General features: G+C 69.8%; 29 protein-coding genes and 1 pseudogene. 8 read left to right on the top strand and 22 right to left on the bottom strand.

Going from position 1 to position 23546, the window contains the following annotated elements:
- Positions 1-8: 8 nt before the first annotated feature.
- The 10 genes from ACWEJ6_RS24915 to ACWEJ6_RS24870 all read right to left on the bottom strand — a co-directional run bounded on the left by ACWEJ6_RS24915 (position 9) and on the right by ACWEJ6_RS24870 (position 7324).
- Entirely contained in the window at positions 9-650 is a 642-nt protein-coding gene (locus ACWEJ6_RS24915; RefSeq protein ID WP_452426505.1) for a response regulator, read from the bottom strand.
- Positions 638-1798 carry a sensor histidine kinase gene (locus ACWEJ6_RS24910; protein WP_452426503.1) on the bottom strand — a complete coding sequence of 387 codons (1161 nt, stop codon included), beginning with the start codon at positions 1796-1798 and terminating at the stop codon, positions 638-640. Before ACWEJ6_RS24910 ends, ACWEJ6_RS24915 begins: the two co-directional genes overlap by 13 nt.
- Before the next feature lie 61 nt (positions 1799-1859).
- Positions 1860-2276, bottom strand: coding sequence for an acyl-CoA thioesterase (locus ACWEJ6_RS24905; protein ID WP_452426501.1), 417 nt, complete (start codon positions 2274-2276; stop codon positions 1860-1862).
- Positions 2273-2890: a TetR/AcrR family transcriptional regulator gene (locus ACWEJ6_RS24900; RefSeq protein WP_387671965.1), complete on the bottom strand. Its 618-nt coding sequence runs from the start codon at positions 2888-2890 to the stop codon at positions 2273-2275. Before ACWEJ6_RS24900 ends, ACWEJ6_RS24905 begins: the two co-directional genes overlap by 4 nt.
- 42 nt (positions 2891-2932) lie before the next feature.
- Positions 2933-3322 carry a hypothetical protein gene (locus ACWEJ6_RS24895; RefSeq protein ID WP_452426499.1) on the bottom strand — a complete coding sequence of 130 codons (390 nt, stop codon included), beginning with the start codon at positions 3320-3322 and terminating at the stop codon, positions 2933-2935.
- A gap of 11 nt (positions 3323-3333) precedes the next feature.
- Positions 3334-4053, bottom strand: coding sequence for a DUF6082 family protein (locus ACWEJ6_RS24890; protein WP_452426497.1), 720 nt, complete (start codon positions 4051-4053; stop codon positions 3334-3336).
- Positions 4054-4057: 4 nt separating this feature from the next.
- Positions 4058-4672 (bottom strand): DUF6879 family protein, encoded by a 615-nt coding sequence (locus ACWEJ6_RS24885; protein ID WP_452426495.1) that lies wholly within the window; start codon positions 4670-4672, stop codon positions 4058-4060.
- On the bottom strand, positions 4665-4934 hold the full coding sequence (locus ACWEJ6_RS24880; RefSeq protein WP_358291054.1) for a hypothetical protein: 270 nt from the start codon (positions 4932-4934) through the stop codon (positions 4665-4667). Before ACWEJ6_RS24880 ends, ACWEJ6_RS24885 begins: the two co-directional genes overlap by 8 nt.
- 128 nt (positions 4935-5062) lie before the next feature.
- A complete protein-coding gene (locus ACWEJ6_RS24875; RefSeq protein ID WP_452426492.1) occupies positions 5063-6862 on the bottom strand; it encodes a flavin-containing monooxygenase in 1800 nt (599 codons plus the stop codon).
- Between the two features lie 36 nt (positions 6863-6898).
- On the bottom strand, positions 6899-7324 hold the full coding sequence (locus ACWEJ6_RS24870; RefSeq protein ID WP_352363358.1) for a DUF6010 family protein: 426 nt from the start codon (positions 7322-7324) through the stop codon (positions 6899-6901).
- 130 nt (positions 7325-7454) lie between these two features.
- On the opposite strand from ACWEJ6_RS24870, the gene ACWEJ6_RS24865 reads away from it, so the two are divergent.
- Positions 7455-8435, top strand: coding sequence for a GlxA family transcriptional regulator (locus tag ACWEJ6_RS24865; RefSeq protein WP_452426490.1), 981 nt, complete (start codon positions 7455-7457; stop codon positions 8433-8435).
- Here ACWEJ6_RS24865 and ACWEJ6_RS24860 read toward each other — a convergent pair.
- On the bottom strand, positions 8416-8946 hold the full coding sequence (locus ACWEJ6_RS24860) for a flavoprotein (RefSeq protein WP_387671949.1): 531 nt from the start codon (positions 8944-8946) through the stop codon (positions 8416-8418). The genes ACWEJ6_RS24865 and ACWEJ6_RS24860 overlap by 20 nt on opposite strands.
- Positions 8943-9431 (bottom strand): MarR family transcriptional regulator, encoded by a 489-nt coding sequence (locus tag ACWEJ6_RS24855; protein WP_452426487.1) that lies wholly within the window; start codon positions 9429-9431, stop codon positions 8943-8945. The genes ACWEJ6_RS24860 and ACWEJ6_RS24855 overlap by 4 nt, the downstream gene beginning before the upstream one ends.
- Positions 9432-9497: 66 nt before the next feature.
- On the opposite strand from ACWEJ6_RS24855, the gene ACWEJ6_RS24850 reads away from it, so the two are divergent.
- A complete protein-coding gene (locus ACWEJ6_RS24850) occupies positions 9498-10328 on the top strand; it encodes an alpha/beta fold hydrolase (protein WP_452426485.1) in 831 nt (276 codons plus the stop codon).
- Positions 10329-10356: 28 nt separating this feature from the next.
- Here the strand turns inward: ACWEJ6_RS24850 and ACWEJ6_RS24845 are convergent, their stop codons facing one another.
- Positions 10357-11028 carry an HNH endonuclease family protein gene (locus ACWEJ6_RS24845; RefSeq protein ID WP_452426483.1) on the bottom strand — a complete coding sequence of 224 codons (672 nt, stop codon included), beginning with the start codon at positions 11026-11028 and terminating at the stop codon, positions 10357-10359.
- A gap of 85 nt (positions 11029-11113) precedes the next feature.
- Here ACWEJ6_RS24845 and ACWEJ6_RS24840 point away from each other — a divergent pair, with 85 nt between their 5' ends.
- Both ACWEJ6_RS24840 and ACWEJ6_RS24835 read left to right on the top strand, forming a co-directional pair.
- Entirely contained in the window at positions 11114-11710 is a 597-nt protein-coding gene (locus tag ACWEJ6_RS24840) for a hypothetical protein (RefSeq protein ID WP_452426481.1), read from the top strand.
- A gap of 58 nt (positions 11711-11768) precedes the next feature.
- Positions 11769-12614 carry a helix-turn-helix domain-containing protein gene (locus ACWEJ6_RS24835; RefSeq protein ID WP_452426479.1) on the top strand — a complete coding sequence of 282 codons (846 nt, stop codon included), beginning with the start codon at positions 11769-11771 and terminating at the stop codon, positions 12612-12614.
- 16 nt (positions 12615-12630) lie between these two features.
- Here the strand turns inward: ACWEJ6_RS24835 and ACWEJ6_RS24830 are convergent, their stop codons facing one another.
- From ACWEJ6_RS24830 to ACWEJ6_RS24820, 3 genes are all read right to left on the bottom strand, one after another.
- Positions 12631-13284, bottom strand: coding sequence for a class I SAM-dependent methyltransferase (locus ACWEJ6_RS24830; RefSeq protein ID WP_387671933.1), 654 nt, complete (start codon positions 13282-13284; stop codon positions 12631-12633).
- A gap of 63 nt (positions 13285-13347) precedes the next feature.
- Complete coding sequence (locus ACWEJ6_RS24825; RefSeq protein ID WP_452426477.1) at positions 13348-14238, bottom strand: permease-like cell division protein FtsX; 891 nt, start codon at positions 14236-14238, stop codon at positions 13348-13350.
- A 25-nt stretch (positions 14239-14263) separates the two neighbouring features.
- Entirely contained in the window at positions 14264-14725 is a 462-nt protein-coding gene (locus ACWEJ6_RS24820; protein WP_452426475.1) for a hypothetical protein, read from the bottom strand.
- 272 nt (positions 14726-14997) lie between these two features.
- Here ACWEJ6_RS24820 and trpS point away from each other — a divergent pair, with 272 nt between their 5' ends.
- Complete coding sequence (gene trpS / locus ACWEJ6_RS24815) at positions 14998-15978, top strand: tryptophan--tRNA ligase (RefSeq protein WP_452426473.1); 981 nt, start codon at positions 14998-15000, stop codon at positions 15976-15978.
- Positions 15979-16036: 58 nt separating this feature from the next.
- Here the strand turns inward: trpS and ACWEJ6_RS24810 are convergent, their stop codons facing one another.
- From ACWEJ6_RS24810 to ACWEJ6_RS24800, 3 genes are all read right to left on the bottom strand, one after another.
- Positions 16037-17476: a hypothetical protein gene (locus ACWEJ6_RS24810; RefSeq protein WP_452426471.1), complete on the bottom strand. Its 1440-nt coding sequence runs from the start codon at positions 17474-17476 to the stop codon at positions 16037-16039.
- Positions 17477-17740: 264 nt separating this feature from the next.
- Positions 17741-18070: a hypothetical protein gene (locus ACWEJ6_RS24805; protein ID WP_452426469.1), complete on the bottom strand. Its 330-nt coding sequence runs from the start codon at positions 18068-18070 to the stop codon at positions 17741-17743.
- A 184-nt stretch (positions 18071-18254) separates the two neighbouring features.
- The gene (locus ACWEJ6_RS24800) at positions 18255-18380 is read right to left on the bottom strand and encodes a hypothetical protein (protein WP_452426467.1); all 126 of its coding nucleotides are present in this window, start codon (positions 18378-18380) and stop codon (positions 18255-18257) included.
- Between the two features lie 262 nt (positions 18381-18642).
- On the opposite strand from ACWEJ6_RS24800, the gene ACWEJ6_RS24795 reads away from it, so the two are divergent.
- Positions 18643-19173: a CbrC family protein gene (locus ACWEJ6_RS24795; protein ID WP_452426465.1), complete on the top strand. Its 531-nt coding sequence runs from the start codon at positions 18643-18645 to the stop codon at positions 19171-19173.
- A 23-nt stretch (positions 19174-19196) separates the two neighbouring features.
- Here ACWEJ6_RS24795 and ACWEJ6_RS24790 read toward each other — a convergent pair whose 3' ends face one another.
- The 3 genes from ACWEJ6_RS24790 to ACWEJ6_RS24780 form a co-directional block, all read right to left on the bottom strand.
- A complete protein-coding gene (locus ACWEJ6_RS24790) occupies positions 19197-19742 on the bottom strand; it encodes a GrpB family protein (RefSeq protein ID WP_452426463.1) in 546 nt (181 codons plus the stop codon).
- A 250-nt stretch (positions 19743-19992) separates the two neighbouring features.
- Complete coding sequence (locus ACWEJ6_RS24785; protein ID WP_452426461.1) at positions 19993-20772, bottom strand: hypothetical protein; 780 nt, start codon at positions 20770-20772, stop codon at positions 19993-19995.
- Entirely contained in the window at positions 20769-21269 is a 501-nt protein-coding gene (locus ACWEJ6_RS24780; protein ID WP_452426459.1) for a SigE family RNA polymerase sigma factor, read from the bottom strand. The genes ACWEJ6_RS24785 and ACWEJ6_RS24780 overlap by 4 nt, the downstream gene beginning before the upstream one ends.
- 232 nt (positions 21270-21501) lie before the next feature.
- On the opposite strand from ACWEJ6_RS24780, the gene ACWEJ6_RS24775 reads away from it, so the two are divergent.
- Complete coding sequence (locus ACWEJ6_RS24775) at positions 21502-21810, top strand: hypothetical protein (protein ID WP_452426457.1); 309 nt, start codon at positions 21502-21504, stop codon at positions 21808-21810.
- Positions 21811-22546: 736 nt separating this feature from the next.
- Positions 22547-23491, top strand: a pseudogene (locus tag ACWEJ6_RS24770) (CehA/McbA family metallohydrolase); the annotation flags it as partial.
- Positions 23492-23546 lie beyond the last annotated feature (55 nt).

Here is a 23546-nt window from a genome sequence, read left to right as displayed (position 1 = left end):
CCCGCCGGTCATCCCCGAAGGTAGGCCAGCACGGCCAGGACCCGGCGGTGGCCGTCGGACTCGGGCGGCAGGTCGAGCTTGGTGAAGATGCCGGCGATGTGCTTGGCCACCGCGGCGTCGGTGACGACCAGCTCCCTGGCGATCGAGGCGTTCGCGCGGCCTTCGGCGATCAGGGCGAGCACCTGCTGCTCGCGCGGGGTGAGCCGGGCCAGCGGGTCGCGCCGCCGGCGCAGGAGCTGGCGCACCACCTCCGGGTCCACGACCGTGCCGCCCGCGGCCACCCGGTCGAGCGCGTCGACGAACTCGCGCACGTCGCCGATCCGGTCCTTCAACAGGTAGCCGACGCCCGCGCCGGCGCCGGACTCCAGCAGCTCGGCCGCGTACGTCTGCTCGACGTACTGGCTGAGCACGAGGACGGCCAGCTCGGGGTGGCGGCGGCGCAGGCCGAGCGCGGCGCGCAGGCCCTCGTCGGTGAAGTCCGGGGGCATGCGCACGTCGGTCACCACGGCGTCGGGGCGGTGCTCGGCGACCGCCGCGACCAGGGCTTCGGCGTCGCCGACCGAGGCCGCCACGGTGTGGCCGAACCGTTCGAGCAGTCCCACCAGCCCCTCGCGGAGCAGCACGGCATCCTCGGCGATCACGACGCGCACGGAATCTCCACTCGTACCAGGGTCGGGCCGCCCGGCGGGCTGGACACCGACAATCTTCCCGCCACCACGGCGAGCCTGTCGGCCAGGCCGGTCAGCCCGGTGCCCCTGGCCGGGTCCGCGCCGCCGACGCCGTCGTCGCGCACCTCGACGGCCAGCGTGCCGGCCGCCGTCCGGGCGGTGACCGTGGCCCTGGTGGCTCCGCTGTGCCTGGCCACGTTCGCCAGCGCCTCGCTGACCACGTAGTACGCGGTGACCTCGACGGGCGCGGGCAGCCGTCCCAGCTCGTCGGCGTCCACGTCCACGGGGACGGGCGAGCGTCCGGCCACGTCGCGGATCGCCGCGCCCAGCCCGCGGTCGGTGAGGACCTGCGAGTGCACGCCCCGGATCAGCTCGCGCAGCTCGGCCAGCGCCTGCCTGGCCTCGTCGTGCGCCACGTCGAGCAGCCGGGCCGTCGGCGAGTCGTCGGGCACGTCCAGCCGGGCGAGGCCGAGCGTCATCGACAGCGCGACCAGCCGCTGCTGCGCGCCGTCGTGCAGGTCGCGCTCGATCCTGCGGCGTTCGGTCTCGAAGGCGTCCACCAGGCGCGCCCGCGACCGCACGACCTCGCCCAGCTCCGACCCGGCCGGCGCGAGCACCGCCCTGACCATCGCGCCGCGCGCCCCGCCCCAGGCCGTGATCGTGTACGCCGCCACCGGCAGCAGCAGCACCCCCGCCACGCCAGCCACGGCGCCCAGGGCCGGCCCGGCCTCCGGCTGGACCGCGGGCGACAGGATCAGCAGCACCGGCCCCCCGACGGTGAACCCCAGCATGACCAGGTCGATCCACCACATCGCGAACACCGTCATGACCGCGACCCCGATCTCCCGCCGGCGCCGGTCGGGCACCGGCGGCAGCGGCACGGTGTCCACCAGGCGCAGCCGCACCCGTTCGAACCGGGCGACCAGCGGCACGACCAGGGCCAGCAGCACCGGCACGAGCAGCAGCCCGGCCGGCGGCCCGGCGAGCCCGACCGCGATGACCCCGAGGGCGACGGCCGCCCCCGGAACCACGCTGCCCACCAGGTACGCCACGCACCGCCACGGCCAGGCCGACCGGAGGAAGCCGGGCGGCCGCCGCGTGAGCGCTTCGAGCGCGGTCCTGTCTCCCACCCGGTGACCGTATCCGGGGCCGGGAACGGCCCGCAGTAGTGCAGGGTCTACCGTCGGCGGCTCAGCCCGCCATCAGCGGCTCGGCGGCGGTACGCAGCTCGACGCTGAACGGCGTGGGCCGGAAGGTCTGCGGATCGAGGTTGACGTTGACGCGGTAGCCCTCGGCGTGCACGACCGAGCGGTCCTGCGACAGGACGCGGAAGCCGTACACGCCGCTGGTGCGGCCCATGCGGTCGATCCAGAAGTCGACCTGCACCTCGCCCGCGCCCATGACCGGCGCGTTGTAGGTGATCTTGAACTCGCGGACGGCCAGGTAGAGGTCCTTGAACTTGGAGATCGCCGGGTCGAAGCTCCAGCCCTGCTCGGCCCAGTAGGCGGAGATCGCGCGCTCGACCAGCAGGGCGTAACGCGAGTTGTGCAGCAAGCCCATCGCGTCGAGGTCGTCGAAGTGCACCTGGGCGGGGCGGGTCTGGGTCACGCGAACTCCTTCAGTCGGTCGTGGACGGCTCGGCGGGCCCGCTCGTAGGCGGCCTCGCCCCTGCCGAGCAGGCGGGTGTGGGTGACCGCGGCCTCGCCGAGGGCGTCGATCTCGTACGCGAGCTGCGCCGGGTCGGTCTCCGGGGGCAGCTCCCCCAGCTCGACCGCCTCCCGGACCAGCCGCTCGATGAACCTCAGCCAGTCGGCCATCGACTCGGCCACCCGGTCCCTGACCGGGCCGGGACGGTCGTCGAACTCCACCCGCGCCGTGTAGAAGAAGCACCCGCCGGGCAGGACGCCTCTCTCGTAGAACCGCAGGCGGGCCTCGTGCAGGGCCAGGACGCGGGCCACGCCGGGAGGGGCCTTGAGCGCGGGCTTGACGATCTCGTCGGTCCATTGGCGGACGGCCCACTCGATGGTGTCAAGCTGAAGTTGCTCTTTATCCCTCCAATGGGCGAAAAATCCGGATTTGCTGACTCCGGCGGCTTCGGCCAGCCGGCCCAGGGTCAGCCCGTCCAGACCGTGCACCGAGGCCAGCGACACGGCCTGCCCGAGGATCGCCTCACGGCTGCGCTGCCCGCGCGCCCGGCGACCGTCTTCCTTCACGTCGGCCATGCCGCCAGCATACATTAACGACCGATCGTTCAGATTGCTGGGTCAGACCCTCCCGTAGCGCACCGCGACCGCGTCGAAGATCCGGACCGCCGCCGCCGCGTCCGCGTCCGCGAGCGGGCAGTCGAGCTGGGGATCGTTGCCGTCGAGCCCCGACTCGCGCTCGACGATCCGCGCCACCTGGTACATCAGGTCCACGACCCGGCCCGCGGCCTCACCGTGCCACCAGTAGGGCACGCTGATCCCCCAACCGCCCGCCCAGTGGTCCACGGAGATGCCGGTGCCCTCGTGTTCGAGCTCCCAGTTGGGCGGGTCCTCGAAGACCCTCACGTCGCCGAGCAGCGCGCGGGCCTGGGTGACGACGTTGTTCCAGGCCACCGGGTCCGGCGGGCGCGGCTCGGCGTCCTCCGAGCCGAAGTACAGGTCGTAGCTCATGGTGGACGAAACTAGCGCCCACCCCTGACGAATCCCCGCAAAATACGCCGAACGACAACAACCAGCGCGAGCGCCACCCCGACCCCCACCACCACGGAACTCCCCCCGCGGACCGCCCGCGCGGCCACGGGCGCCGCCCCGCCGGCGGTGACCTCCGAGTAGACGTCGTCGATGATCAGGTTGAACCGGCGTTCCCTGCGCGACCCGGCGCTCGCCGTCCGCAGCGTCCGCGCCTGCCGCCAGAAGTCACGCCCGATCGGCCCGGCGAGCACGGTGGCGGCGATCTCCCGCAGGTGCGCCTCGGTGATCGAGCGCAGCTCCCACATCAGCAGCCAGTGGTTGAGGATCATGTTCACGTACAGGTGGGCCCGCTGGCCCTCCTCGTCGCCGGAGGCGAAGAACGCTCCCCAGCAGGCCCGGTAGAGCGGGTCGTCCATCGCCATCTTCATCAGGTCGCCGTGCAGCGTGCGCAGCGCCTGCTCCCTGGCGGACTTGGCCTCCCTGGCCTGGAGCACGAGCGAGAACGCCACGCCGATGAGCGCGAGGACGGCCAGGATGGCCGAGGCCGCGCCGTACGTCTGGCCGATGTCGCCGAGCACCGACCAGTCGCCGCGGCTGCGCCCCAGAGCGGCCAGGAAGAACGGCGAGGCGACGACCAGCCCGGCAGCGGCGACCACCGACAGCAGGAGCAGGATGGTCACCCAGTAGCGCCCGAACGACCGCCTGTTCACCGGGCTACAACGTGGCGGAGTGGCGCAGGGGCGGGGGGAGGACGTCGCGTTCGGCGGCCATGTACGGAATGAGCTCCACCCCCTGGCCGAAGATCTTCTCCATGTCGTCTCCGCAGCTCTCGATCAACGACCGGTCGAGGATCTTGCGCGCGCCGGTCAGTGTGCCGTCCTCGCTGTAGAGCACCTCGTACATGACCGTCGAGTCAAGGACGACCAGCTCGGGCAGCGGCCCGGGGAAGCCGAGCGCGGGCAGGCGGTCGGCTTCGAGCACGCGGATGTGCTCACCCGCCAGCGCCCGCAGGCGGATGTAGTAGAGCTCCCACTGCAGGTAGCGGCTGAAGGGCCGCTCGACGAGCCGGACGCGCCGCATCGCGAACTCCCCCGCCTCGCGCAGCGGCCGCTGGATCTCGTGGCGACGCTCGTCGATGAGCCGGATCGCCTCGCCCCAGTCGCCGGCGTCGAGGGCCAGCCAGCTCGGCTCGTCCGGCTCGCGATAGCTCTGGCGGGTCTCCAGTTTCCAGAAGACCCGTTCGAGCCCGCGGAAGTACGGCCAGAAATCGGAGAAATACTCATCTGGAGTGAGCAGCTGGGACTGCGCCGCAGCGACGTTTCTAAGCATCAGGGATATCCGGCTTGGCGGCTACGAGCATCTTGCGAGGAATGACGACCAGGCGTTCGTCTCGGGCAATACTAACCCCCGCGGGCAGGCGGCCACGATAACTCTCCGTGAGGTCGCGTCCGATCACCGCTATATCGCCGTTGGAAAGCTCCCAGATGTCAGGACATGAGGGACTTGCCGTGGTATCGCCGAGCTCAAGGGCCGACCTCCCCAGGCGTCGTCGCAGTTCGGCCGATGCGTCAGCTTCCCATGGACGCGCCACGGCAAAACCTCTTTTCCCTGGTGGCGTTACGCATGAGTGTGACATCGAATGCCATGACGGACAATGTCCCTGTCACGGAAGAGTGAATTCACTGCGGCGGCAGTAATGTTTTCACGGTGCGCGCCGGATCATTCTCCCTCTGCGCGCTTGCGGAACTCCAGCCCCTCGAACGCCCCCGACGTGCGCCAGCCGTCGATGTAGGCGAAGTACGCCATCGCCCCCTGTGGATGGCCGATGTTCAGCCGGCCTTTCATGCCGGCGTCGCGGCCCTCGTTGTTGTAGTAGCCGGGGGTGCAGTCGGCGGAGGCGCCCAGGATGCTTCCGGGGCCCGACAGCAGCAGCTCGATCCAGGCGTCCTCGGCCTCCTGGGTCGCCTCGACCTCGTCGAAGCCCTGGTCGAGCGCGTGGCTGACGATCGTGGCGATGGTCCGGCCGGCCTCGGTGAGGTTGTGCGGGATGTTGGAGATGAGGTTCGCGCCCTGCGTGGGCTGGACGACGAAGACGTTCGGGAAGCCGTGCACGTGGATGCCGTGCAAAGTGCGCATGCCGTCCGCCCAGCGGTCGGTGAGCCGCAGGCCGTCGCGGCCGGTCAGCTCGTAGCCGGCGCGCCGGGTGTAGTCGGTGGTCACCTCGAAGCCCGAGGCGTAGATGACGCAGTCGACCTCGTACTCGACGCCCGCGGCCACCACTCCCCGCGCGGTGACGCGCTCGACGCCCTTGCCGTCGGTGTCCACCAGGCGGGTGCCCGGCACGTTGAAGGACTGCAGGTACTCGTCGTGGAAGCAGGGACGCTTGCAGAGCTGGCGGTACCAGGCCTTGAGCTTCGCCGCGGTCTCCGGGTCGGCGACGATCGCGTCGACGCGGGCCCGGATCTCCTCCATCTTCTCGAAGTCGGACTCCTCGTACGCCTGCGCCATCTTCTCCGGGGTCAGGTCCTCGGGCGGCAGGGCCGCGATGCGGGCGCGGACGCGGCGGGCGATGTCGGTCCAGCCGTCCATCACCAGGTCCTCGTCGACCAGGCCGCCGGTCTGGTTGCCGGTGAAGTTCTCCAGCCAGCACTGCTGCCAGCCGGGGGTGGCGATCCTGGCGAACCAGGCGGGGTCGGTGGGCCGGTTGTCGCGTACGTCCACCGAGGAGGGGGTGCGCTGGAACACGTACAGCTCGGCGCAGGCGCGGGCCAGGTGCGGCACGCACTGGACGGCCGTCGCGCCCGTGCCGATGACGGCGACGCGCTTGTCCGCCAGCCGGTCCATGGGCGCGCCCGTGGGGTCGCCGCCGGTGTAGTCGTAGTCCCAGCGGCTGGTGTGGAACGAATGCCCGCGGAACTCGTCGATGCCCGGGATGCCGGGGAGTTTGGGCACGTGCAGCGGGCCGATGCCCATGACCACGAACCGGGCGGTGAAGGCGTCGCCGCGGTTCGTCCGGACGGTCCAGCGCGACCGGGACGCGTCCCACTCCAGGTCCTGGACCTCGGTGTGGAAGAGCGCGTCGTCGTACAGGCCGTAGTGCTTGCCGATGCGGCGGCAGTGTTCCAGGATCTCGGGCGCGTGCGCGTACTTCTCCGTCGGCATGTGGCCGGTCTCCTCCAGGAGCGGCATGTACACGAACGACGCGGTGTCGCACTGGGCTCCCGGGTAGCGGTTCCAGTACCAGGTGCCGCCGAAGTCGCCGCCCTTCTCGACGATCCGCACGTCGCCGACCCCCGCTTCCCTGAGCCGGGCGCCGGTGACGAGCCCGGCGAACCCGCCGCCGACGACGGCCACCGTCACGTGGTCGGTCTTCGGTTCGCGCTCGGTCCTCGGCGTGTACGGGTCGTCGAGGTAGTGGGCGAAGCGGCCGGTGAGGCGGACGTACTGGTCGTCGCCGTCCGGGCGGAGCCGCTTGTCGCGCTCTTCGAGGTATTTGCGGCGGAGGGCTTCTTTGTCCATACGTCCTCCGGGGACGAGGTTCCGAATTCCAGAATGTCATTCGCGAATCTCGTTCGACAAGGCCCGCGGACGGGCGAAGCGGGCCCGCAGCCGGCCGAGGACCGGCGGACCGCCCGCGAAGCACCACAACGCGATCACCGGATCGCAGATGGCGCAGCCGAAGGAGGAGTCCGCGGCGAAGGGCAGCAGCGGGCTGCCCTGGAGGTGGTGCAGCACGTCCCAGGCGGTGTGCAGCAGCCAGCCGATGCCGATGAACGTCCAGCTCTCCAGCCCGCGGTAGGCGACGTAGGTCATCACGACCGGCAGCAGGAACTCCCAGTAGCCGAGCCCGCCGCCGCTGAGGTAGGCGGCGCCCGCGCCGGCCACCAGCACGGCGTTGGCACGGCGGCCGTGCGGCTCGGGGATCAGGGAGACGAGGGAGACGGCGACCAGGCCGATCAGGATCGGCATGAGGATGGACATGGGCACTTCCTGCCGGTTTCGAGGGGAACGCAGCCAGGCTAGGCGGGCCGTCCGGACCGTCACAGTGGCTGGTTCGACAAACACCGACGAGTTCCCGCCAACCGCCCGCCGCCTGGCCTAGCGTGGCCGCATGCACACTGTGGCGATCCTGGCCCTCGATCACGTGGTGGCGGCCGACCTGGCGATCCCGGTCGAGGTGTTCGGCCGTGCCCGGCTGGCCGACGGGAGCCGCCCGTACCGGGTCCAGGTGTGCGCGGCGACACCGCAGGTGCCCGCCGACGCCTTCACGATCGTCGCGCCCCACGGCCTGGAGGCGCTGCGCACCGCCGACACGATCATCGTGCCCGGCTGCTCGGAGCAGGCCGTCCCGCCGGGGCCCGAGGTGCTCGCGGCGCTGCGCGACGCGGCCGCCGCCGGCACCCGCGTCGCCTCCATCTGCGTGGGGGCCTTCACCCTGGCCGCCGCCGGGCTGCTCGACGGGCTGGGCGCGACCACCCACTGGATGGCCGCCGACCGGCTGGCCGAGCTGTTCCCCGACGTCGACGTGCGGCCCGACGTGCTCTACGTCGACAACGGCCAGATCCTGACCTCGGCCGGCGCCGCCGCCGGGCTCGACCTGTGCCTGCACCTCGTCCGGCGCGACTTCGGCTCGGCGGTCGCCGCCGACTCGGCCCGCCTGTCGGTGACGCCCCTGGAGCGGGAGGGCGGCCAGGCCCAGTTCATGGCGCACACCCGGCCGCCCGTGCCCCAGGGCTCGCTGCTGGAGCCGGTGCTGGCGTGGATCGAGGACAACCTCGACGGCAAGGTGACCCTGGCTGCGATGGCCGCGCACTGCGGGATGAGCGAGCGCACGTTCGGCCGCCGGTTCCGCGAGCAGACCGGCACCACGCCGCTGCAGTGGCTGCTGCGCGCCCGGGTGCGGCGGGCGCAGCTCCTCCTGGAGACCACCGACCACGGCGTGGAGCGGATCGCCGCGCAGTCCGGGTTCGGCTCGGCGGTCGCCCTCCGCGAGCGGTTCAAGCGGGTGGTCGGCGTGCCGCCGCAGTCCTACCGCGCCTCTTTCCGGCCTCTCGTCACGGACGGGCCTCTCGTCACGGACGCAGCGCCGTGAGCGCGCTCTCCCAGACGTAGGTGTCGTTGCCGTCGCCCGCGCTCGGCGTGTGCGGCTCGAACTGCCCCGGCCCGATCAGGACGCGCACCCCCTCCGACCGCAGCTCCTCGACGCTGCGCCGGAAGGGCGCGCGGGCGGCGAGCGCGCTGTTGACGAACGGCAGCACGACCACGGGGATGCCGAGCCCCGGGGCCTCGGCCAGCAGCCCGAGCGCGTAAGTGTCGGCGACGCCCATGGCGAACTTGTTGATCGTGTTGTACGTGGCCGGGGCGACGATGATCGCGTCGGCCCTCGGCGGCCTGGGCTCGTGCGGCTTGCGGTACCGGCTGCGGACCGGGCGCCCGGTCAGGCGCTCCAGCTCTGGCACGTCGATGAAGCCGAGCGCCGACGGCGTGGCGACGACCTGGACGTCCCAGCCCTCCTCCTGGGCCGGGACGACCAGCCTGGCCACGTCGCCGGCCGGGCCGGCCGCGCACACGATGACATAGAGACTGCGTGCCGGTGTCTTCACGATTGAGATCGTAGGACGCCCGCCGCCCCCTCGACCTCGCGTACGCGGGCGGCGACCTCCGGCGTGAGGTGGCGGGCCAGCACCTCCAGGGCGGCGGTGACCTCGCGGACCGCCTCGGGGGCCGGATCGGGCAGGGCGGCGGCGAGGGCGTCGTCGATCGTGGCGGCCCTGACCTCGGCGACCCGGGCGGAGGGCGTCGCCGCGGGACGGATGAGCCGCCGCCGCCGGTCGGCCGGATCGGGCACGCCCTCGATCGACCCCGTGGACTCCAGCCGGGCGACGGCCGTGGACACCTGGCTCTGCGGCAGGCCGGTCCGCGCCGCGATCTCGCTGACCGTCGTGCCGGGGTGGGCGACCACGTCGCCGAGGACGACGAGCACCGTACGGACCGAGCCCCGGGGGCCGTCGCCCTTCGGCTGGGGCATCGCCTGCTCGCCGATCTTCATGAGGGTGCGGCCGAGCAGGAACAGTTCGACTCCGTTCATGAAGTCATGATACATCTATATCGATGCATCGATTTAGATGCTTTTTTCCTAACGGAGGAGACCCCCATGAACACCCTTCCCGTCCCAGGCGCCACCCTCCACTTCCAGGTCGAGGGCAGCGGCCCGGTCCTGTTGTTGTCGCAGAGCGGCGAGGGCGACGCCGATCGCACCGCCGACCTCGTGCCGCTCCTGGCCGACGCCTTCACCGTCGTCACCTACGACCGGCGCGGCCTGTCGCGCAGCACCCTCGACCCAGCCGCGCCGCCCGTCACCATGGCCGACCACGCCGACGACGTCGCGCGGCTGCTCGCCGAGGTCGCCGACGGGCCCGCCCTGATGGCCGGGTTCAGCATGGGAGGCGCGATCGGCCTGCGGGTCGCGGCCCGCCACCCCGGCGTGCTCGGCACGCTGATCGCGCACGAGCCCGTGCTGCCGAACCTGCTGCCCGCCGCCGGGCGCGCCGAGCACGTGGCCGAGCTGGCGGCCATCCAGCGGGCGTACGCGGACGGGGGGCTGGCCGCGGCCTTCCCCGCGATCACCCGGCACCTCGGCATCGACCCGGCCCACGACGAGACCGAGGACGGCCTCACCCCGCAGCCGCTCACGGCCCGGCGGCAGGCCAACTTCGGCTTCTTCATCGGGACGGAGTTCACGGCCGTCATGGAGGACGACCTCGCCCCGGCGGAGACGGTGGGCACCGGGACCCGGGTGATCCCGGCGATCGGCCTCGCCACCCGGCCGTCGGTGCACACCTACCGCTGCGCGCTCGCGCTGGCCGAGCTGCTCGGCGTCGAGCCGGTCACGCTGCCGGGCGGCCACAACGGCAACACGGCCTTCCCGCGCGCGACGGCTCGGGCGCTCAAGGAACTGCTCGCTCCGCGTCACGTTCACGCGTGAACGTCCGGGCGGCCAGGTGGACACGCGCTCAGCGGCCGCAGGTGCGGAGCATGTTGGCCAGCGCCACGCGCTCGCTGCGCGTCACGAACAGGCGGTAGTGGTGCTTCACGGTGATCCACGAGGTCGCGTAGCGGCACCAGTAGGCACGGCGGCGCGGACGCCAGCTCTGCGGCCCCTGCCCGCCCTTGGCGATGTTGGCGGAATGGCTGACGGTGACCAGCTCAGGACGGGTGAGATCGTTGGCGAAGGCCCGCCGCCGCGCCTGGCTCCACCTCTTGGCGCCCGAGCGCCAGGCGTAGGCCAGCGGGACGACGTGGTCGACGTCCACCATGCGCTCGCTCTTCAACCGCCTGCCGTCGTACGGGCTGTACCAGACGCCCTTCATGGGATGGCAGGCCGCGTTCCTGCGCACCCGCCGCCCGTCCCGGGCCAGGACGGTCTCGCGTACGTCACACCTTCCCTTGTGACGTCCCCACCTGGGCTGGAACCGGCGGTGGGTGTAGCCGCGCAGCGATAAGGGCCTGGCGACCCGTAGCTGGGCCAGCATGCGGCGGGCCCGCGCCGCACTGACCTGCGCGCCCGCGTGGGCGCGCGCGCCGGACTGCGCCGCGGCCGGCTGCGGCGCGGCGACGACCTCGGTGATCGGGATGACCAGAAAGGCGAGGACGGCCATCAGGACGGCCCGTCTCAGGAAGATCATGCTTTACCCCATACCCACCCAGGACGGACCTCCTCCAAGTGGATGGCCAGCCCTCCGCAAGTGGGGGTGCGTACCTTCCCGAACCATGAGAAAGCTCCCTCTCCTCCTCGCCGCCCTGACCGCCGCCTGCGCCACCGCGCTGCCCGTGCTGCCCGCGACCGCGTCCCTCGCGTCGGCCTCCTCCGCGAGGAAGACGCTCTCCTTCCGCGGCATGACGCTGCGGATCCCCGCCGACTGGAAGGTGCACCGGTCGGGCGACCACGTCGTGGTGGTGACCGGGTTGTTGTGCAAGAAGCCGGAGCCGTTCGCGCCCGACTGCGAGAGCTTCTGGATCTTCGGCCCGAAGGACTACACGAACGTGCCGGTCGGCGGCGGGTCCGTCACGTACACGGGCAAGCAGCAGTTCCATCCGTTCAGCGGGGTGATCCCGTGCCCGTTCAACTCCAACCTGAGCTGGTATCCCGGCGAGAAGGCGTCCTACCGCGGGCTGCGGCCGGTGGGCTCCGGGCACAAGGCGACGTACACCACCTGGCCGAACCGCTGCGTGACGAACGACACCGGCCGCACCACCGCCAGGTGGAACGAGAAGGAGTGGTTCCTGCCGCGGTCCGGGATCCTGGTGGTGGACGCCTGGAACACCTACGGGCTGGCCGGCGTGCTCAAGCGCGCCACCTGGAGCTGATCCCGCACGTCCCGGTTTCCGGCACCATGGGCGGTGGTCCGGTGATGCGGGGTGAGGGATGACGAGCCGGTTCTTCATCGGTGAGGGGTACGCGTCGTACCAGGGGCCGTCGGCGGACAACTCGCTCCATCGTCACGCCGCCTACCAGGTGACGGCCGCCGTGGAGGGCGAGGTGACCGTCATCGACGAACGGGGGGCGTGTCATCGCGGGCCTGCCCTGATCATCCCGCCCATGGTCCGGCACCGCATGCCGGGGGCGCCGGACGTCCGCATCTGGTTCGTCGAGCCGCAGTGCTCGTACGCGTCCACCCTGCGCGACCGCTGCACCCCGGCCCCCGACCGGTCATCCACCGGCTCCGGCCTTTCAGCTGCGGGAGGCAGCTCCCCCGCCGGCTCGGGCCTTCCGCCCACCGTCGGCTCCCTCGGCGGCTCCGGCTTCCCGTCCGTCGGTGGGGTGATCACCGCGGCCGCCGACCTGCATGTTCTTCGTGAGGAGGACTTCCGTCTGGCGGCGGAACCTCGGCCGTCCCGGGCGCTCGATCCGCGCCTGGTGATCGCGATGGAGGCGTTGACGTCGCGGAACCTCCTGGTCGCCGACGCGGCCGCGCAGGCCGGGCTGTCCCCCCAACGCCTGCGCGCCCTGGCCCGGCTGCAACTCGGCATGCCGCTCGCCCGGTGGCGCATCTGGCGGCGGCTCACCCGAGCGGCCCGCGCCCTGGCCGACGGCCGCTCGATCGCCGAGGCCGCGCTCGACGGCGGCTTCGCCGACCAGGCCCACTTCCACCGGCAGCTGCGCGACATGCTGGGGCTCACACCGGCGACCGTGCTGCCGCTGCTGCGCCGGTCAGCCGCGGGTGGCCACGTAGACGGAGATCGAGCCGGTCAGCCGCGGGTGGCCACGTAGACGGAGATCGAGCCGGTCAGCCGCGGGTGGCCACGTAGACGGAGATCGAGCCGGTCACCGTCCGCACGACCTCCGCCTCCCGGACGTCCGCGAACCCCGCGCCGGTCATCAGCTCCGGCAGCACGCCGTCCGCGTTGGGCTGCGTGTCCCGCACCCCGTCGGCCAGTTGCACGACACGGAACGCCAGCCGCATCGACGCCGTCCGCTGCCACCCGTAGTCGGCAATCACCAGCTTGCCGCCCGGCCGCAGCACGGCGTGCATCGAGGCGAGGATCGCGCGTTTCATCGGAAGCGGACATTGGTGGAGGACGAGGCTCGACATCGCCGTGTCAGCCGACCCCGGCCCCAGCAGGCCGGTCAGCGCGTCCCCCATGCCGAGCCGCCATTCCGGGGCCGTCCCGCTCGCCCTGCTCTTGCGTCGCGCCTGGGCCAGCGTCTCCGGATCGGGGTCGACGCCGATGATCCGGGCCCGCGGTTCGAGGCGGTGCAGCAGCATGGCCTGCGAACCGGTGCCGCAGCCGACGTCCACGATCGTGTCGTCGGGCCTGGGGGCGACGTGCATGGCCACCAGGCTGCGCCACAGCCGTTCCCGCGTCAGGGCGACCACCGGGTCGTACAGGCGGGTGAACTTCAGGCGTCCGAGGGCGGGGGTGAAGGTCTGTTGCGACATGAGCGCAGTCTCAGCCGTACGCCACATCCCGGTCTTGAACAGAACGCTCGCGCGTCGACGCTGCTACTCGCATGCCCGGGTCAGGGCTTCGACGTCCTGCAGCCCGTATTCGGACCAGAGCCGCGCCACTTGCGACACGCACTCGTGGTCCCACACCTGGCTGACCCCTGGCATCTTCGCGAGCCGGTGGCGCCAGGGGCCGCGGTTCACCTCCGGCTGTATCGACAGCCGATACGACTCGGGCATGTCCGACACCCTGGTAGCCGCGATCAACGTCTCATTGTCCGCGTACGTCTCGACGAAGTGGCGATAGGCCGTCTTCTGGTCCTCGTATTCATACGATTCGAGGCCGGGAATCCGCTCGATGACGGCGACGATCGCCTTCTTCTCCTTGGCGGTGGCGGCCTTCTTGTTCGCCCCTCCCCGCCCGTGCCGGCACTCGGGCAAGGAGGAATCGCCCGTGCAGAGGAACACGGAGACTTCCACACTCCAGTACGGCCGGGTCACGCGACGGGTCTCCAGCTGATCGACCACCAGCCCGACCCCGGGCCGCCGATCCGCCGCATTCACGATGCGGGTCCGATCAGCCACCTCGGAGACCCGGATCCAGAACGACTCCGGCATGTCCTTGGCCCGCACCTCGGCCAGCATCTTCCGCTGACCGGCGAACTCCCGCCGGAACCCCGCATAGGACGCCGCCCGGCTCACGAACCGGACCTCGGTCACGCCCGGCGTGGAGTTCAGGAAAGCCTCCATGTCGCGCCGCTGTCTCGCCGTCGCATGCCGTTTGTCACACCCGCGCGCGGAGGGCGTACAGAGGAACACCGCGATTTCACCGTTGTCAGCGGCGACGTCCGCGGGACCGGGCTCCACCTCGGCCGACGCGGCCTGCCCGGCCATTCCCGACAACGCCACGACACTCGCAACCAGCACCCGCCAGAACCGACGTCTCACCGGACTCCTCGCACCACGAGAATATTCACTTGCGCCTGCGCGGGCGTCGCTGACGTACCGGCGCGGTCGAGGAATCGTAGCCGGACCATCGCAACATCAAGATGGACATGCCGACGACCGTAGTCACCGCACCGGAGAAGAGGCCCAGAAGCACCAGGACGCTTTCGCCTTCCGGATCGCCTATCCCGGACGGACCGGTCTCGACCCATTCGCCCATGGCCCATGCCTGAGTGGCGACCAGCACCCCGAAAAGGGTCGTGACCGTCCCCAGCAGATAGCCAGGAGTCCGCGCCCATGCCCCTTTCACGGCGAGCACGAACCCCCCGACCAGCGCGATCGGCACGGTGACGAACTGCCCCATCTCCAGGGCCATCAGCGTCGAGACCCGCGCATGCTGAAAATCGTCCTCACGTAGCGGCGACCACAGGACCAGGCACAGCGCAGCACCGGCAAGAATGCCTATCGCGAACAACCGGAGCATCGCCACGGGCAGCATGATCCCGGACCAACCCACCGAACCACCAGACGTTTGACCATACTCATCGACCAGCGGACCGCCCGCTCCAAACCGGGTGGTACGGTATGCGTCATGCGGATGATCCACTCATTTCTCGGCTGGTGGCGCCCCTAACCGGGCGGCACTGCTCATCCGCGCAGACCTGACAAAGCGGCCGCCCAGTCCCGGGCGGCCCGTCGGTGTCCTCATCTCTCGGCCGATCCAGGACGACAGGCGGCTCCCGACCTGAGGGAGCTCCACCGATGCCACGACGTCTCACGGGTTTCACGCCGTCCGGCGACCTGCACCTCGGCAACTACTTCGGCGCCATCGCGCCGATCATCGCCGGTCAGACCACCACGGACACCGTCGTCTTCATCTCCGACCTGCACGCGCTCACCCTGGACCACGACCCCACCCAGGTGCACCGGCGAACCCTGGAATTCGCCACCCTGCTGCTCGCCGCCGGCACCGACCCCGAGTCCTGCCTGTTCCTCGTCCAGTCGCACGTCCCGGAACACACCGAACTGCACTACCTGCTCGAATGCACCACGGGCTACGGCGAGGCCCAGCGGATGATCCAGTTCAAGGAGAAGTCCGGCCGTCAGCAGCAGGTCCGCATGTCGCTGCTGACGTACCCGATCCTCATGGCCGCCGACATCCTGCTGTACGACACCGACGAGGTCCCCGTCGGCGAGGACCAACGCCAGCACGTCGAGCTGGCCAGAACCGTCGCCCAGCGGTTCAACACCCGGTACGCCCCCGTCTTCACCGTGCCCACGGCGGTCAACCCGCCGGTGGCCGCCCGTCTCATGGACCTGACGTCCCCGGGCGACAAGATGAGCAAGTCGGCCGCCACGCCGGGCGGCGCCCTGCGCCTGCTCGACGAGCCCGACGTGCTGCGGCGCAAGGTGATGCGCGCGGTCACCGACGCGGACAACACGGTCGCGTACGACCCCGACCGCAAACCCGGCGTCTCGAACCTCCTGGCCATCCTGGCCGCCTGCACCGGCCACGCCCCCGAGGACCTGGCGTCCCGGTTCGACCGCTACGGCGAGCTCAAGGAGGCGGTGGCCGACGCGGTGGTGGCCACCCTCACCCCCATCCGCGACCGCTACGTGCACCTGTCGGAAGATCCCGGCCACGTCCAGAAGGCCCTGCGGGCCGGCGCCGAACAAGCCCGCGACCTGGCCGGCGCCAAGGTCCGTCAGGCCAAGGCAGCCATCGGCCTGCTCCCCGCCTGACTGCGACTCAACCCCGCACCACGCCCGCCTCCGACCCCGCACCGGAGGCGGGCACCCATCACCCGCCGATCAGGACATCGGCCCCCTCAGAGCCCTCACGAATCCGCCCGAGCACCCGCAGAAAACGACGACCGTGCGGATACAGGTTGTTCTGGGGCAGCCAACCGGTGGTGCGGCTGATGCCGGCCTCTTGCAGCTCCTGACGGACGCGTCGGCCGAGCAGACCGGCGACCGCCTGCCCATGACGACTGCGCGTGATTTTGAACTCGGTGAGCCTGCACGTGTCCGGTGACGGCTGCTGCAGCTGGATCTCCACCGTGCCGAGCACTTCTCCGGCCATCGGATCGCCTGGCGGCCGCTTCTCGTAGGACCAGCGGCGCAGGTCCCACACGCGTGCCTCGTCGAGGGGTAGCGCCTGTCGTACGTGTGTCTGGCCGTCGTCCCCCACTACGGCGACGTACCGGACCCGGTTGTCGGAGCAGGGGGTGAGGTGCAGGTGATCACCTGAGCAGAGCGGATCCCAGTGGTAGGCGAACCAGATCAGCGACGAGGCGAGCTCAGGGTAGGCGCCGGCCCATCGGTCGTCGAAGAGGAACCACTGTTCGTACGTCCCGTGGCCGCCGTGGACGAACATCTGGGCCACGTGCTCACCCGTCCGGACGACGGTCCCGTCGCGATCAGTCTCAAGGAGCCGCAGCGCTTCGGCATGCGAGTGAGGCAGGGCATGCTCCTGGCCCGCCCCCCGCGGATGCTCGGGCCATCGGCTGCAACGCTCCAGCGCGGCCGCTACGCCGTCCTCGCCGGGCGCGACCAGCACACGCAGAACACGCAGCTCTTCGGGCCACTCCTCGGTGGAGGCGTCCAGGTCCCGTAGCGCCGCGCCGAATCGCGACAGTCGTACACCGGGCAACACGTGAGTGGGATTCCAGCCGATGCTGTCGTGCCTCGCCTTGCAGGTGAGCAGTACCGCGAAGACGCACCCTTCCTCCGCAGGCGCTCGCTCGGTCAGCTCGGTGACCCGCAGCGGCGGCGTGAACGTCGTGGCGCCCGCAACGGCATCAGCCACCTCGGGCAGCGGCCCGTCGTGCACGGCGAAGGCCCACCGCCCCGGATCCGCCGCGACCGCGGCGTCATCGACGAGATAGTAGGCCACGTCATAATTCAGCCCGTTGGCGAGCACGCGAACGCTGTGCTCGTCGACGTTGCACTGATAGACGTCCGGGATCCGCGTTCTGGCAAGAGTGCGGAGCTCCTGCATGGTCGCGGGGGCCGGGCCGCCCTCCGAGAAGAGACAGTCCAGCCCATGGACATTCGCCCCCAGCTCCCGCATGAGCCGGTCATGGGTGTCCTGAGCCGCGGTATCACTCCAAACGTTCCGGACCCACTCCAGGACCGTCGGCTCGGCCAGGCGCCGGACCGACTTTCCCAACATCCCTTGGTCCCAGGATCGATAGACCACGTACACGGGCGGCCTCTCACGACTGAGCAGCGTGATCACGGCCACATTGCCCGAGCTGGTGGGCATTCACAACTCGCGCGAAGCAGGCCAGCGGTCAAGGCGGGAAAGCAGGCTGCCGACTCCAGCCCGCGGCTCGCCGTCGTACAGGCGGGCCCCAGACGTCATCCGGGGCCGTTCTGTTCACGAGCGCCGTACGGCGGGCAGCGCGGCGCTGCGTCGCCTCCCGCGGCGAACTCGCCGCGCTCATCGCCGACCTCAGCTGAGCACCTTCCCCTCTGCCGACGGACACCCCGGGTCCCGGCGTCAGAGCAGCGCCAGGCAGGCCGCGAACGGCAGCGGGATGAGCACCGCCGTGCCGAGCCGGGCCGCAAGCCCCCGCCTGCGCCGGACCGGGAGAACCACGTCGACCACGACCACCAGCGCCAGGGTGGCGACGCCGGTCACCGCCAGGAGGAACATGACGACGCTCGCGTGATCGAGCGTCGTGTAGTTGCAGTTGACGAGACCCGGCTTGGCGAGGTCTTCCGTGCTCCTGCAGTCCATCGGCAGGTACTCGGTCAGCAGCCAGCGCGCCAGAGCGAGCGGCAGGGCCGCGGGCACGCCGAGCGCGAGGTTGGCCAGGGCGGGGCCCAAGAGCCCGCTCCTTGCTCGTCGCTCACGCCGAGAAGGCGGGTCCGTCCTGCGCACAGCCATCGAACCGCCCTCTGCTCTTCGGTAACCCGCCAGGGGCATCATGACCTACGACGCCCGGCCGACCCTTATCGGCTGACCTGTTCCCATGCGACGCCTACAGGCAGCTTGGCAGCGGGACGGCCGGTCAATCACGCAGGCGAATCGCGGCTTCGATGCGAAGGCCGACACCGATCCCAGCGAAAATGAGCGTCCCGAGGAGAGCATTGGTGGAGAGCTCTTGCTGGAAAATGAGATCGAAAGCGGTCACCACCGCTGCAAGTACAGGGCTCTCACGGTAAGGGCGTCACCTGTTGCGCCTGTTTCCGGGGTGGCGGCGTCGTCCGGCTCATTCACACGGCAGAGCATCGCAGAAGAGTCCGGAGCAGCACAGGCAGCAGATCGGGATGTGGCGTCCGATGGAAGGACGCGGCTGTCGGCTGGGCCCCTCATTCCTACGAGCCCGTTTCCCGGCCTGGAGAGGTGACGGCTTGCGGCAGCACGGCTCTACCTGTCCACCCGCGTACGCTACCGCCATGCTGCCCGATTTCGCCTATCACCCGGCCCCCCTCAACACGGGATCGGTGACGGCATCTGATGCCGCCTGCGTGTGCTGTGAAAAACAGAGAGGCTACGTCTATACAGGGCCGGTCTACTGCGTCGAGTCTCTCGCCGGTGAGCCATGCCCCTGGTGCATCGCGGACGGAAGTCTGGCAACCCGCTTCGATGCCACCTTCGTGGATGTGTATGACGTCCCGGACGACGTCCCAACGAAGGTGATCGAGGTCATCAGCCGCCGCACCCCCGGTTTCTCCACCTGGCAGGGAAACCGTTGGCTGTTCCATTGCGGCGACGGAGCTGCTTTCCTCGGCGCAGTCGGGGCATCGGAACTCGTCGCTTACCCGGATGCGCGGGAAATGCTGCGCTTCGAGAATTCCACCGGCGGGTGGTCCACCGAGCAGGTGGACGAATTCCTTGCCGCACTCGACAAAGACGGCAACCCGACCGGCTACCTGTTCAGGTGCCGCAACTGCGGGATCCACATGGCGTACGCGGACTACACCTGACCTCGGTTGTGCACGCCGAGCCCCTATTGGGACGGCACCTGGCTGGCATTTATCGAGGCTCGTTCAGCGTCGGTCAGGCCGGCTTCCGCGAGAATGGCCTGGACCGTCGCGTTCTTTCCTCGGACGTAGTCGTCCATGTCGGCGGCGTTCCCGGCAGCGTGCTTCTTCACCATGGCGTACTGGTCGCGAAGTCTCGCGTTGGTTCGCAGGGTGTCTCTGACCGCGAGATGATTGCGGAGGGACAGCGAACCGTCGACGATGACGTAGGTGTGGGTCCCGGCGAGTCGTGCGGGTGCCTTGAAGGCCCATCTCTGGGGGATCCCCCGCTCGCCCAACGGCGAGAACCCCAGGCCGATCAGGACGTCCGTGGCGGCGGCGACATCCTGCTCCGCCACCACGATGTCGCAGTCGATGATCGGCTTGGCGGCCAGCCCGGGAACTGACGTGCTGCCGACATGTTCGATGGAGATCACGGCGACTTCGGCGGCTGCCAATGCTTCGGCGTACTCCCTGCGCAGCGCCTCGAACCGATCCGGCCATATGGGGTCATAGTCGACTATCGTGATCACGGCTGGAGCCTAGTGGGCGGACAGGCATCCGCGAGCGGTGCGCAGGAAAGTCCGACTGCCGGCCATGTTCCGTTCGGGCCGAACAGGCGATGATCGACTACACCCCGATCGCCTCGCACAGACGCCGGCCCGCCACCATCCGGGACCGGCCCCCGCCGCGCGCCCGGACGGCGGGCGGGGTGAGGGCCGCGGTGCCGCTCTTCCGGTGCCTCCTGTCGGGCGGGACGCCGTCCGGCATCGTGCCCCGTGATCAGGAGGGTTGGTGACCGCGATCAACGGTGGTTGGGCGGTCGTAGACGCCGACCGCCCACTCGCCGGGCTGTTCGCCGACCTCCGCCGAGAGGCGTTCGAGCACGTCCGAACGGGAAAGTGAGGCGCTGGCCGCCGGTTCGTCGCATGTCGCCCCCTTCCGGGACGGCAGGCAGCGGCCGAGTTCTTCGGCGACCCTGACGACGGGGGCGTCCGCGGGGAAGACCCATACCTGGATCGTCTGGCGGCCCTTGAGCCATTTGGTCGGTGCCGACAGCCGGTCGTGGTGGCCGCCCACCCCGGCGCCGCACCGCCCGGACGTGCCGCCCGATTCGCCGCTCTTGAGCGGGACCCTGACGACGACCCATGCTCGGGGATCAGCACAAACCACCTTGTAACCGGTGGAGAAGCTCGTCGGTGTGAACGTCACGCTCTGGCGGACGCCTGTCGTGCCGAAGCGCTGGGTGTGGATGAGGGGAAGGGTGAACTTCTCGGCTCCCAGCGCTACGGGGAACGTCTTGGGCAGCTCCGGGGGCGTCTGGATCCGCGCCGAGCTGGGCGGCGCGGCCACCGCGGCCTGGTCGGTCCGGTCGGGGCCCGTCAACATGACGGCAGCGACGGTGGCGACGGCCAGCACCCCGACGTTCAGCGAACGTCGGACCCGCCGCATCCGGCGGCCTCGGCGGACGATCGCGTCGAGGTGGGGGACCGGTTCCCTGCTGTTCGCGTCATGGGCGTACGTGTCCAGGAGCGTGCGCAGGTTGCTCTCCGTGTGCCTCATCGCTGGAGCTCCTTCAGATTCATGGTGCGGATGTCCGGATCGACGCGCAGACGGGTCAGCGCCCTGCCGAGCTGGCTCTTGACCGCGCCCAGCGAGCAGCCGACGATGTCGGCGATCTGGGTGAGCGTCCGTCCCTCGAAATAGTGCAGGACGATCACCGCCCGCTGACGGGGCGACAGGGTGGCGATGGCCTTCCACAGCGCCGCCTGGTCCCCCACGGCGGCCGCGTGGTCCTGCGGGTCGGCCGTCTCGGGCAGGGTCTCGACCGGCACCTCGCCACGCCACAACCGACGCCACCAGGTGGCGTGGGTGTTGACGATGATGCGATAGACGTACGGATCGGGGTTGCCCTCGATCCGCCGCCAGGCCACCCATGCCTTGGCCAACGCCGTCTGCACCAGGTCCTCGGCGGTGCCCCAGTCCCTGGTGAGGAGGTACGCCATCCGGCACAGCCGTAGATGGCGATGCGCCACGTACTGGGCGAACCCGTCGTCCATCAGTCATCTCCGTCTCGTCGTCTCCGGCGATGACTACAACGTGGGTGGCACGTACGGATGACAGGCACGCGCTGAAAAGCGACGGAGACCGTCACCACTCTCAGGGCAGCCTGGCGACCTGGACCCTGTGGATCAGACCGGAAGAATACCGGCTCCTCCAACGGATCGTCGCTGCTCAAGCAGCACCTCATACGCTGTGATCATGTCGGTCACCCCTAACTGGAGTGGGCCCATGACCAGTTCAGAGGAACTTGAGCGAGAGAACGCGATAGTTCTGGATGCGGTCCAAGCATTATTGGGACTTATTTCTGCTGACGTCATTGCCGTCGCAGTCTGCGTGGAGACGGAACGCGTCGGATTGCATTTCTGGGTTCGACGCCGTACCAGTGAACTCGACGAGGACATCGAGGATGCGATCTTCGAGCTCGACGCTCTTCTCTCTGGAGACGGCCCCCTCATCGAGTCACGAATCCATGACGGGCCACCTGATTCGACGATGCTGCGTTCGTACGGTCGGATGATCTATTGGGCGAAGTGCTAGGCGCGCTGTAGCTCAACCGCGTTCCCCGCGCCCCCCACCAGCCCCCTGATTTGCCCCCATGTCGAAACGCTCACACCTGAGCCCAAGATCATCGAACGTACTCCGAGGCCTGGAGGGGTTAACGGTGACGGACAGCCGCTTCAATGCGCAGAGTCAATCCAACAAGGACCACGAGCGTGAAGACTGCAAGGACCTGCCAGGGTGGCTCGCCCTCTGCGAAGAACAGGGCTCCTACGCAAAGAGCCAGGCCCAGCACCAGCACAACGGTGCCACACACGCGGAGGGTATCGATCTTGTCCGACTCGGTGGGTGGGGTTGTATGGAGCATCGTTCACCTCGTCCCTACCGCGGTCATGGCGAGAGCATCCCACGTTGATCCACGATCCGAAAGTGCGTAGCTTGCCGCATCTACGCCCCGACTGGTCCATGCCTCAGATTGGCAGCAGACCGCAATCACACCGCCCCCAGCAATGTGCGACGGCCAACTACGCGTGGCAATCGTAAAGGCTGCACCTGTACGACGGCATTGGGCCAGGTTGGAGCGTTCGGTTCATGCGTGCGGGGCCGGCCCGGTGTCCCGCCGTTTGATCGAGGAGCCGATGACCCGCATGGGCCACACAGCACCAGCGCCGCCCTCATCTGCCGGCACTCCACGGACGAACGTCAACGCGACGTAGCACGCAAGTCCGACGAGCTTACTTGTGGATTTCTCCTGTGAAGTGAATACGCTGCCGGGATGGTCACGGACATTGGGACGTCGAAATCGCAGTTCCCGCCGAAGCGGGTGGTTGGTCAGGAGCGTGGCTGGTATCGAGGTGACTGCCATGTGCATTCGGTTCTCTCGAACGGTGGAGAGCTGACGCCGGAGCAGCTCGCGGCCGGCGCTCGTGCGGCGGGGCTGGACTTCATCGCGACCACTGAGCACAACACCGCAGATGCGCATGGTGCGTGGGGTTCGCTCGTCGGCGACGGCCTGCTGGTGATCCTTGGCCAGGAGGCCACCAGCCAGACCGGGCACTGGCTGGCGCTCGGCATCGATCCGGGGCAGCTGGTCGACTGGCGGTACGGCGTCCGCGACGACGTGATCGGCAAGCATCTGGATCAGGTACATGAGGCTGGTGGCCTATGCGTGGCGGCCCACCCGCATGCGCCGTACCCCTCTGGCGTCTTCATGTACCCGTTCGAGGGATTTGATGTGGTGGAGGTGTGGAACGGACTTTGGCTCTCCGATGAGCCTTGGCAGGCGGACAATGCGGCAGCACTGGCCGAATGGGGCCGGGGCCTGGCCGTCGACAACCGCCGTGGACGGTGGCGACCTGCGATGGGCAACAGCGACACCCATCTGGAGGGCCAGATCGGCAGACCGCACACCGTCGTGCTGGCTGAGGAACTGAGTGCGGACGCGGTCCTCGCCGGCATCCGTGCCGGCCGGACCTGGATCGCCGAATCGGCCACGGTTGAGCTGTCGCTCCAGGCCTTTGCTGGTGATGGCAGCGCCGATATCGGGGGGCGGCTGGATACCTACGGCGAACCGGCTGTGGTCCGGGTGGACGTCTGTGGTGTGCCGTCCGGCATTGTCAGCTTTCACACCGATCGAGGGACGGTGCACCGCGCAGCATTGCCAGGCGATGGATCAGGCGTCTTGGAGTGGCATACCAATGCGGAGGAATCGTCCTTCGTCCGCGTTGAGGTGCGTCATCCCAACGAACACATGGCGGCGCTCACCAACCCCATCA

Source organism: Nonomuraea sp. NPDC004702 (assembly GCF_053601695.1).
This window is presented reverse-complemented; position numbering and strand designations above follow the sequence as displayed.

Bases quoted from the DNA above. Each gene is read 5' to 3' on its own strand.
- ACWEJ6_RS24795 (WP_452426465.1), top strand. From the start codon at position 18,643: ATGCTGCCCGATTTCGCCTATCACCCGGCCCCCCTCAACACGGGATCG.
- ACWEJ6_RS24775 (WP_452426457.1), top strand. From the start codon at position 21,502: ATGACCAGTTCAGAGGAACTTGAGCGAGAGAACGCGATAGTTCTGGAT.
- ACWEJ6_RS24885 (WP_452426495.1), bottom strand. From the start codon at position 4,672: ATGCTTAGAAACGTCGCTGCGGCGCAGTCCCAGCTGCTCACTCCAGAT.
- ACWEJ6_RS24865 (WP_452426490.1), top strand. From the start codon at position 7,455: ATGCACACTGTGGCGATCCTGGCCCTCGATCACGTGGTGGCGGCCGAC.
- trpS (WP_452426473.1), top strand. From the start codon at position 14,998: ATGCCACGACGTCTCACGGGTTTCACGCCGTCCGGCGACCTGCACCTC.
- ACWEJ6_RS24785 (WP_452426461.1), bottom strand. From the start codon at position 20,772: ATGAGGCACACGGAGAGCAACCTGCGCACGCTCCTGGACACGTACGCC.
- ACWEJ6_RS24830 (WP_387671933.1), bottom strand. From the start codon at position 13,284: ATGTCGCAACAGACCTTCACCCCCGCCCTCGGACGCCTGAAGTTCACC.
- ACWEJ6_RS24835 (WP_452426479.1), top strand. From the start codon at position 11,769: ATGACGAGCCGGTTCTTCATCGGTGAGGGGTACGCGTCGTACCAGGGG.
- ACWEJ6_RS24875 (WP_452426492.1), bottom strand. From the start codon at position 6,862: ATGGACAAAGAAGCCCTCCGCCGCAAATACCTCGAAGAGCGCGACAAG.
- ACWEJ6_RS24895 (WP_452426499.1), bottom strand. From the start codon at position 3,322: ATGAGCTACGACCTGTACTTCGGCTCGGAGGACGCCGAGCCGCGCCCG.
- ACWEJ6_RS24845 (WP_452426483.1), bottom strand. From the start codon at position 11,028: ATGATCTTCCTGAGACGGGCCGTCCTGATGGCCGTCCTCGCCTTTCTG.
- ACWEJ6_RS24870 (WP_352363358.1), bottom strand. From the start codon at position 7,324: ATGTCCATCCTCATGCCGATCCTGATCGGCCTGGTCGCCGTCTCCCTC.
- ACWEJ6_RS24855 (WP_452426487.1), bottom strand. From the start codon at position 9,431: ATGAACGGAGTCGAACTGTTCCTGCTCGGCCGCACCCTCATGAAGATC.
- ACWEJ6_RS24840 (WP_452426481.1), top strand. From the start codon at position 11,114: ATGAGAAAGCTCCCTCTCCTCCTCGCCGCCCTGACCGCCGCCTGCGCC.
- ACWEJ6_RS24850 (WP_452426485.1), top strand. From the start codon at position 9,498: ATGAACACCCTTCCCGTCCCAGGCGCCACCCTCCACTTCCAGGTCGAG.
- ACWEJ6_RS24780 (WP_452426459.1), bottom strand. From the start codon at position 21,269: ATGGACGACGGGTTCGCCCAGTACGTGGCGCATCGCCATCTACGGCTG.
- ACWEJ6_RS24900 (WP_387671965.1), bottom strand. From the start codon at position 2,890: ATGGCCGACGTGAAGGAAGACGGTCGCCGGGCGCGCGGGCAGCGCAGC.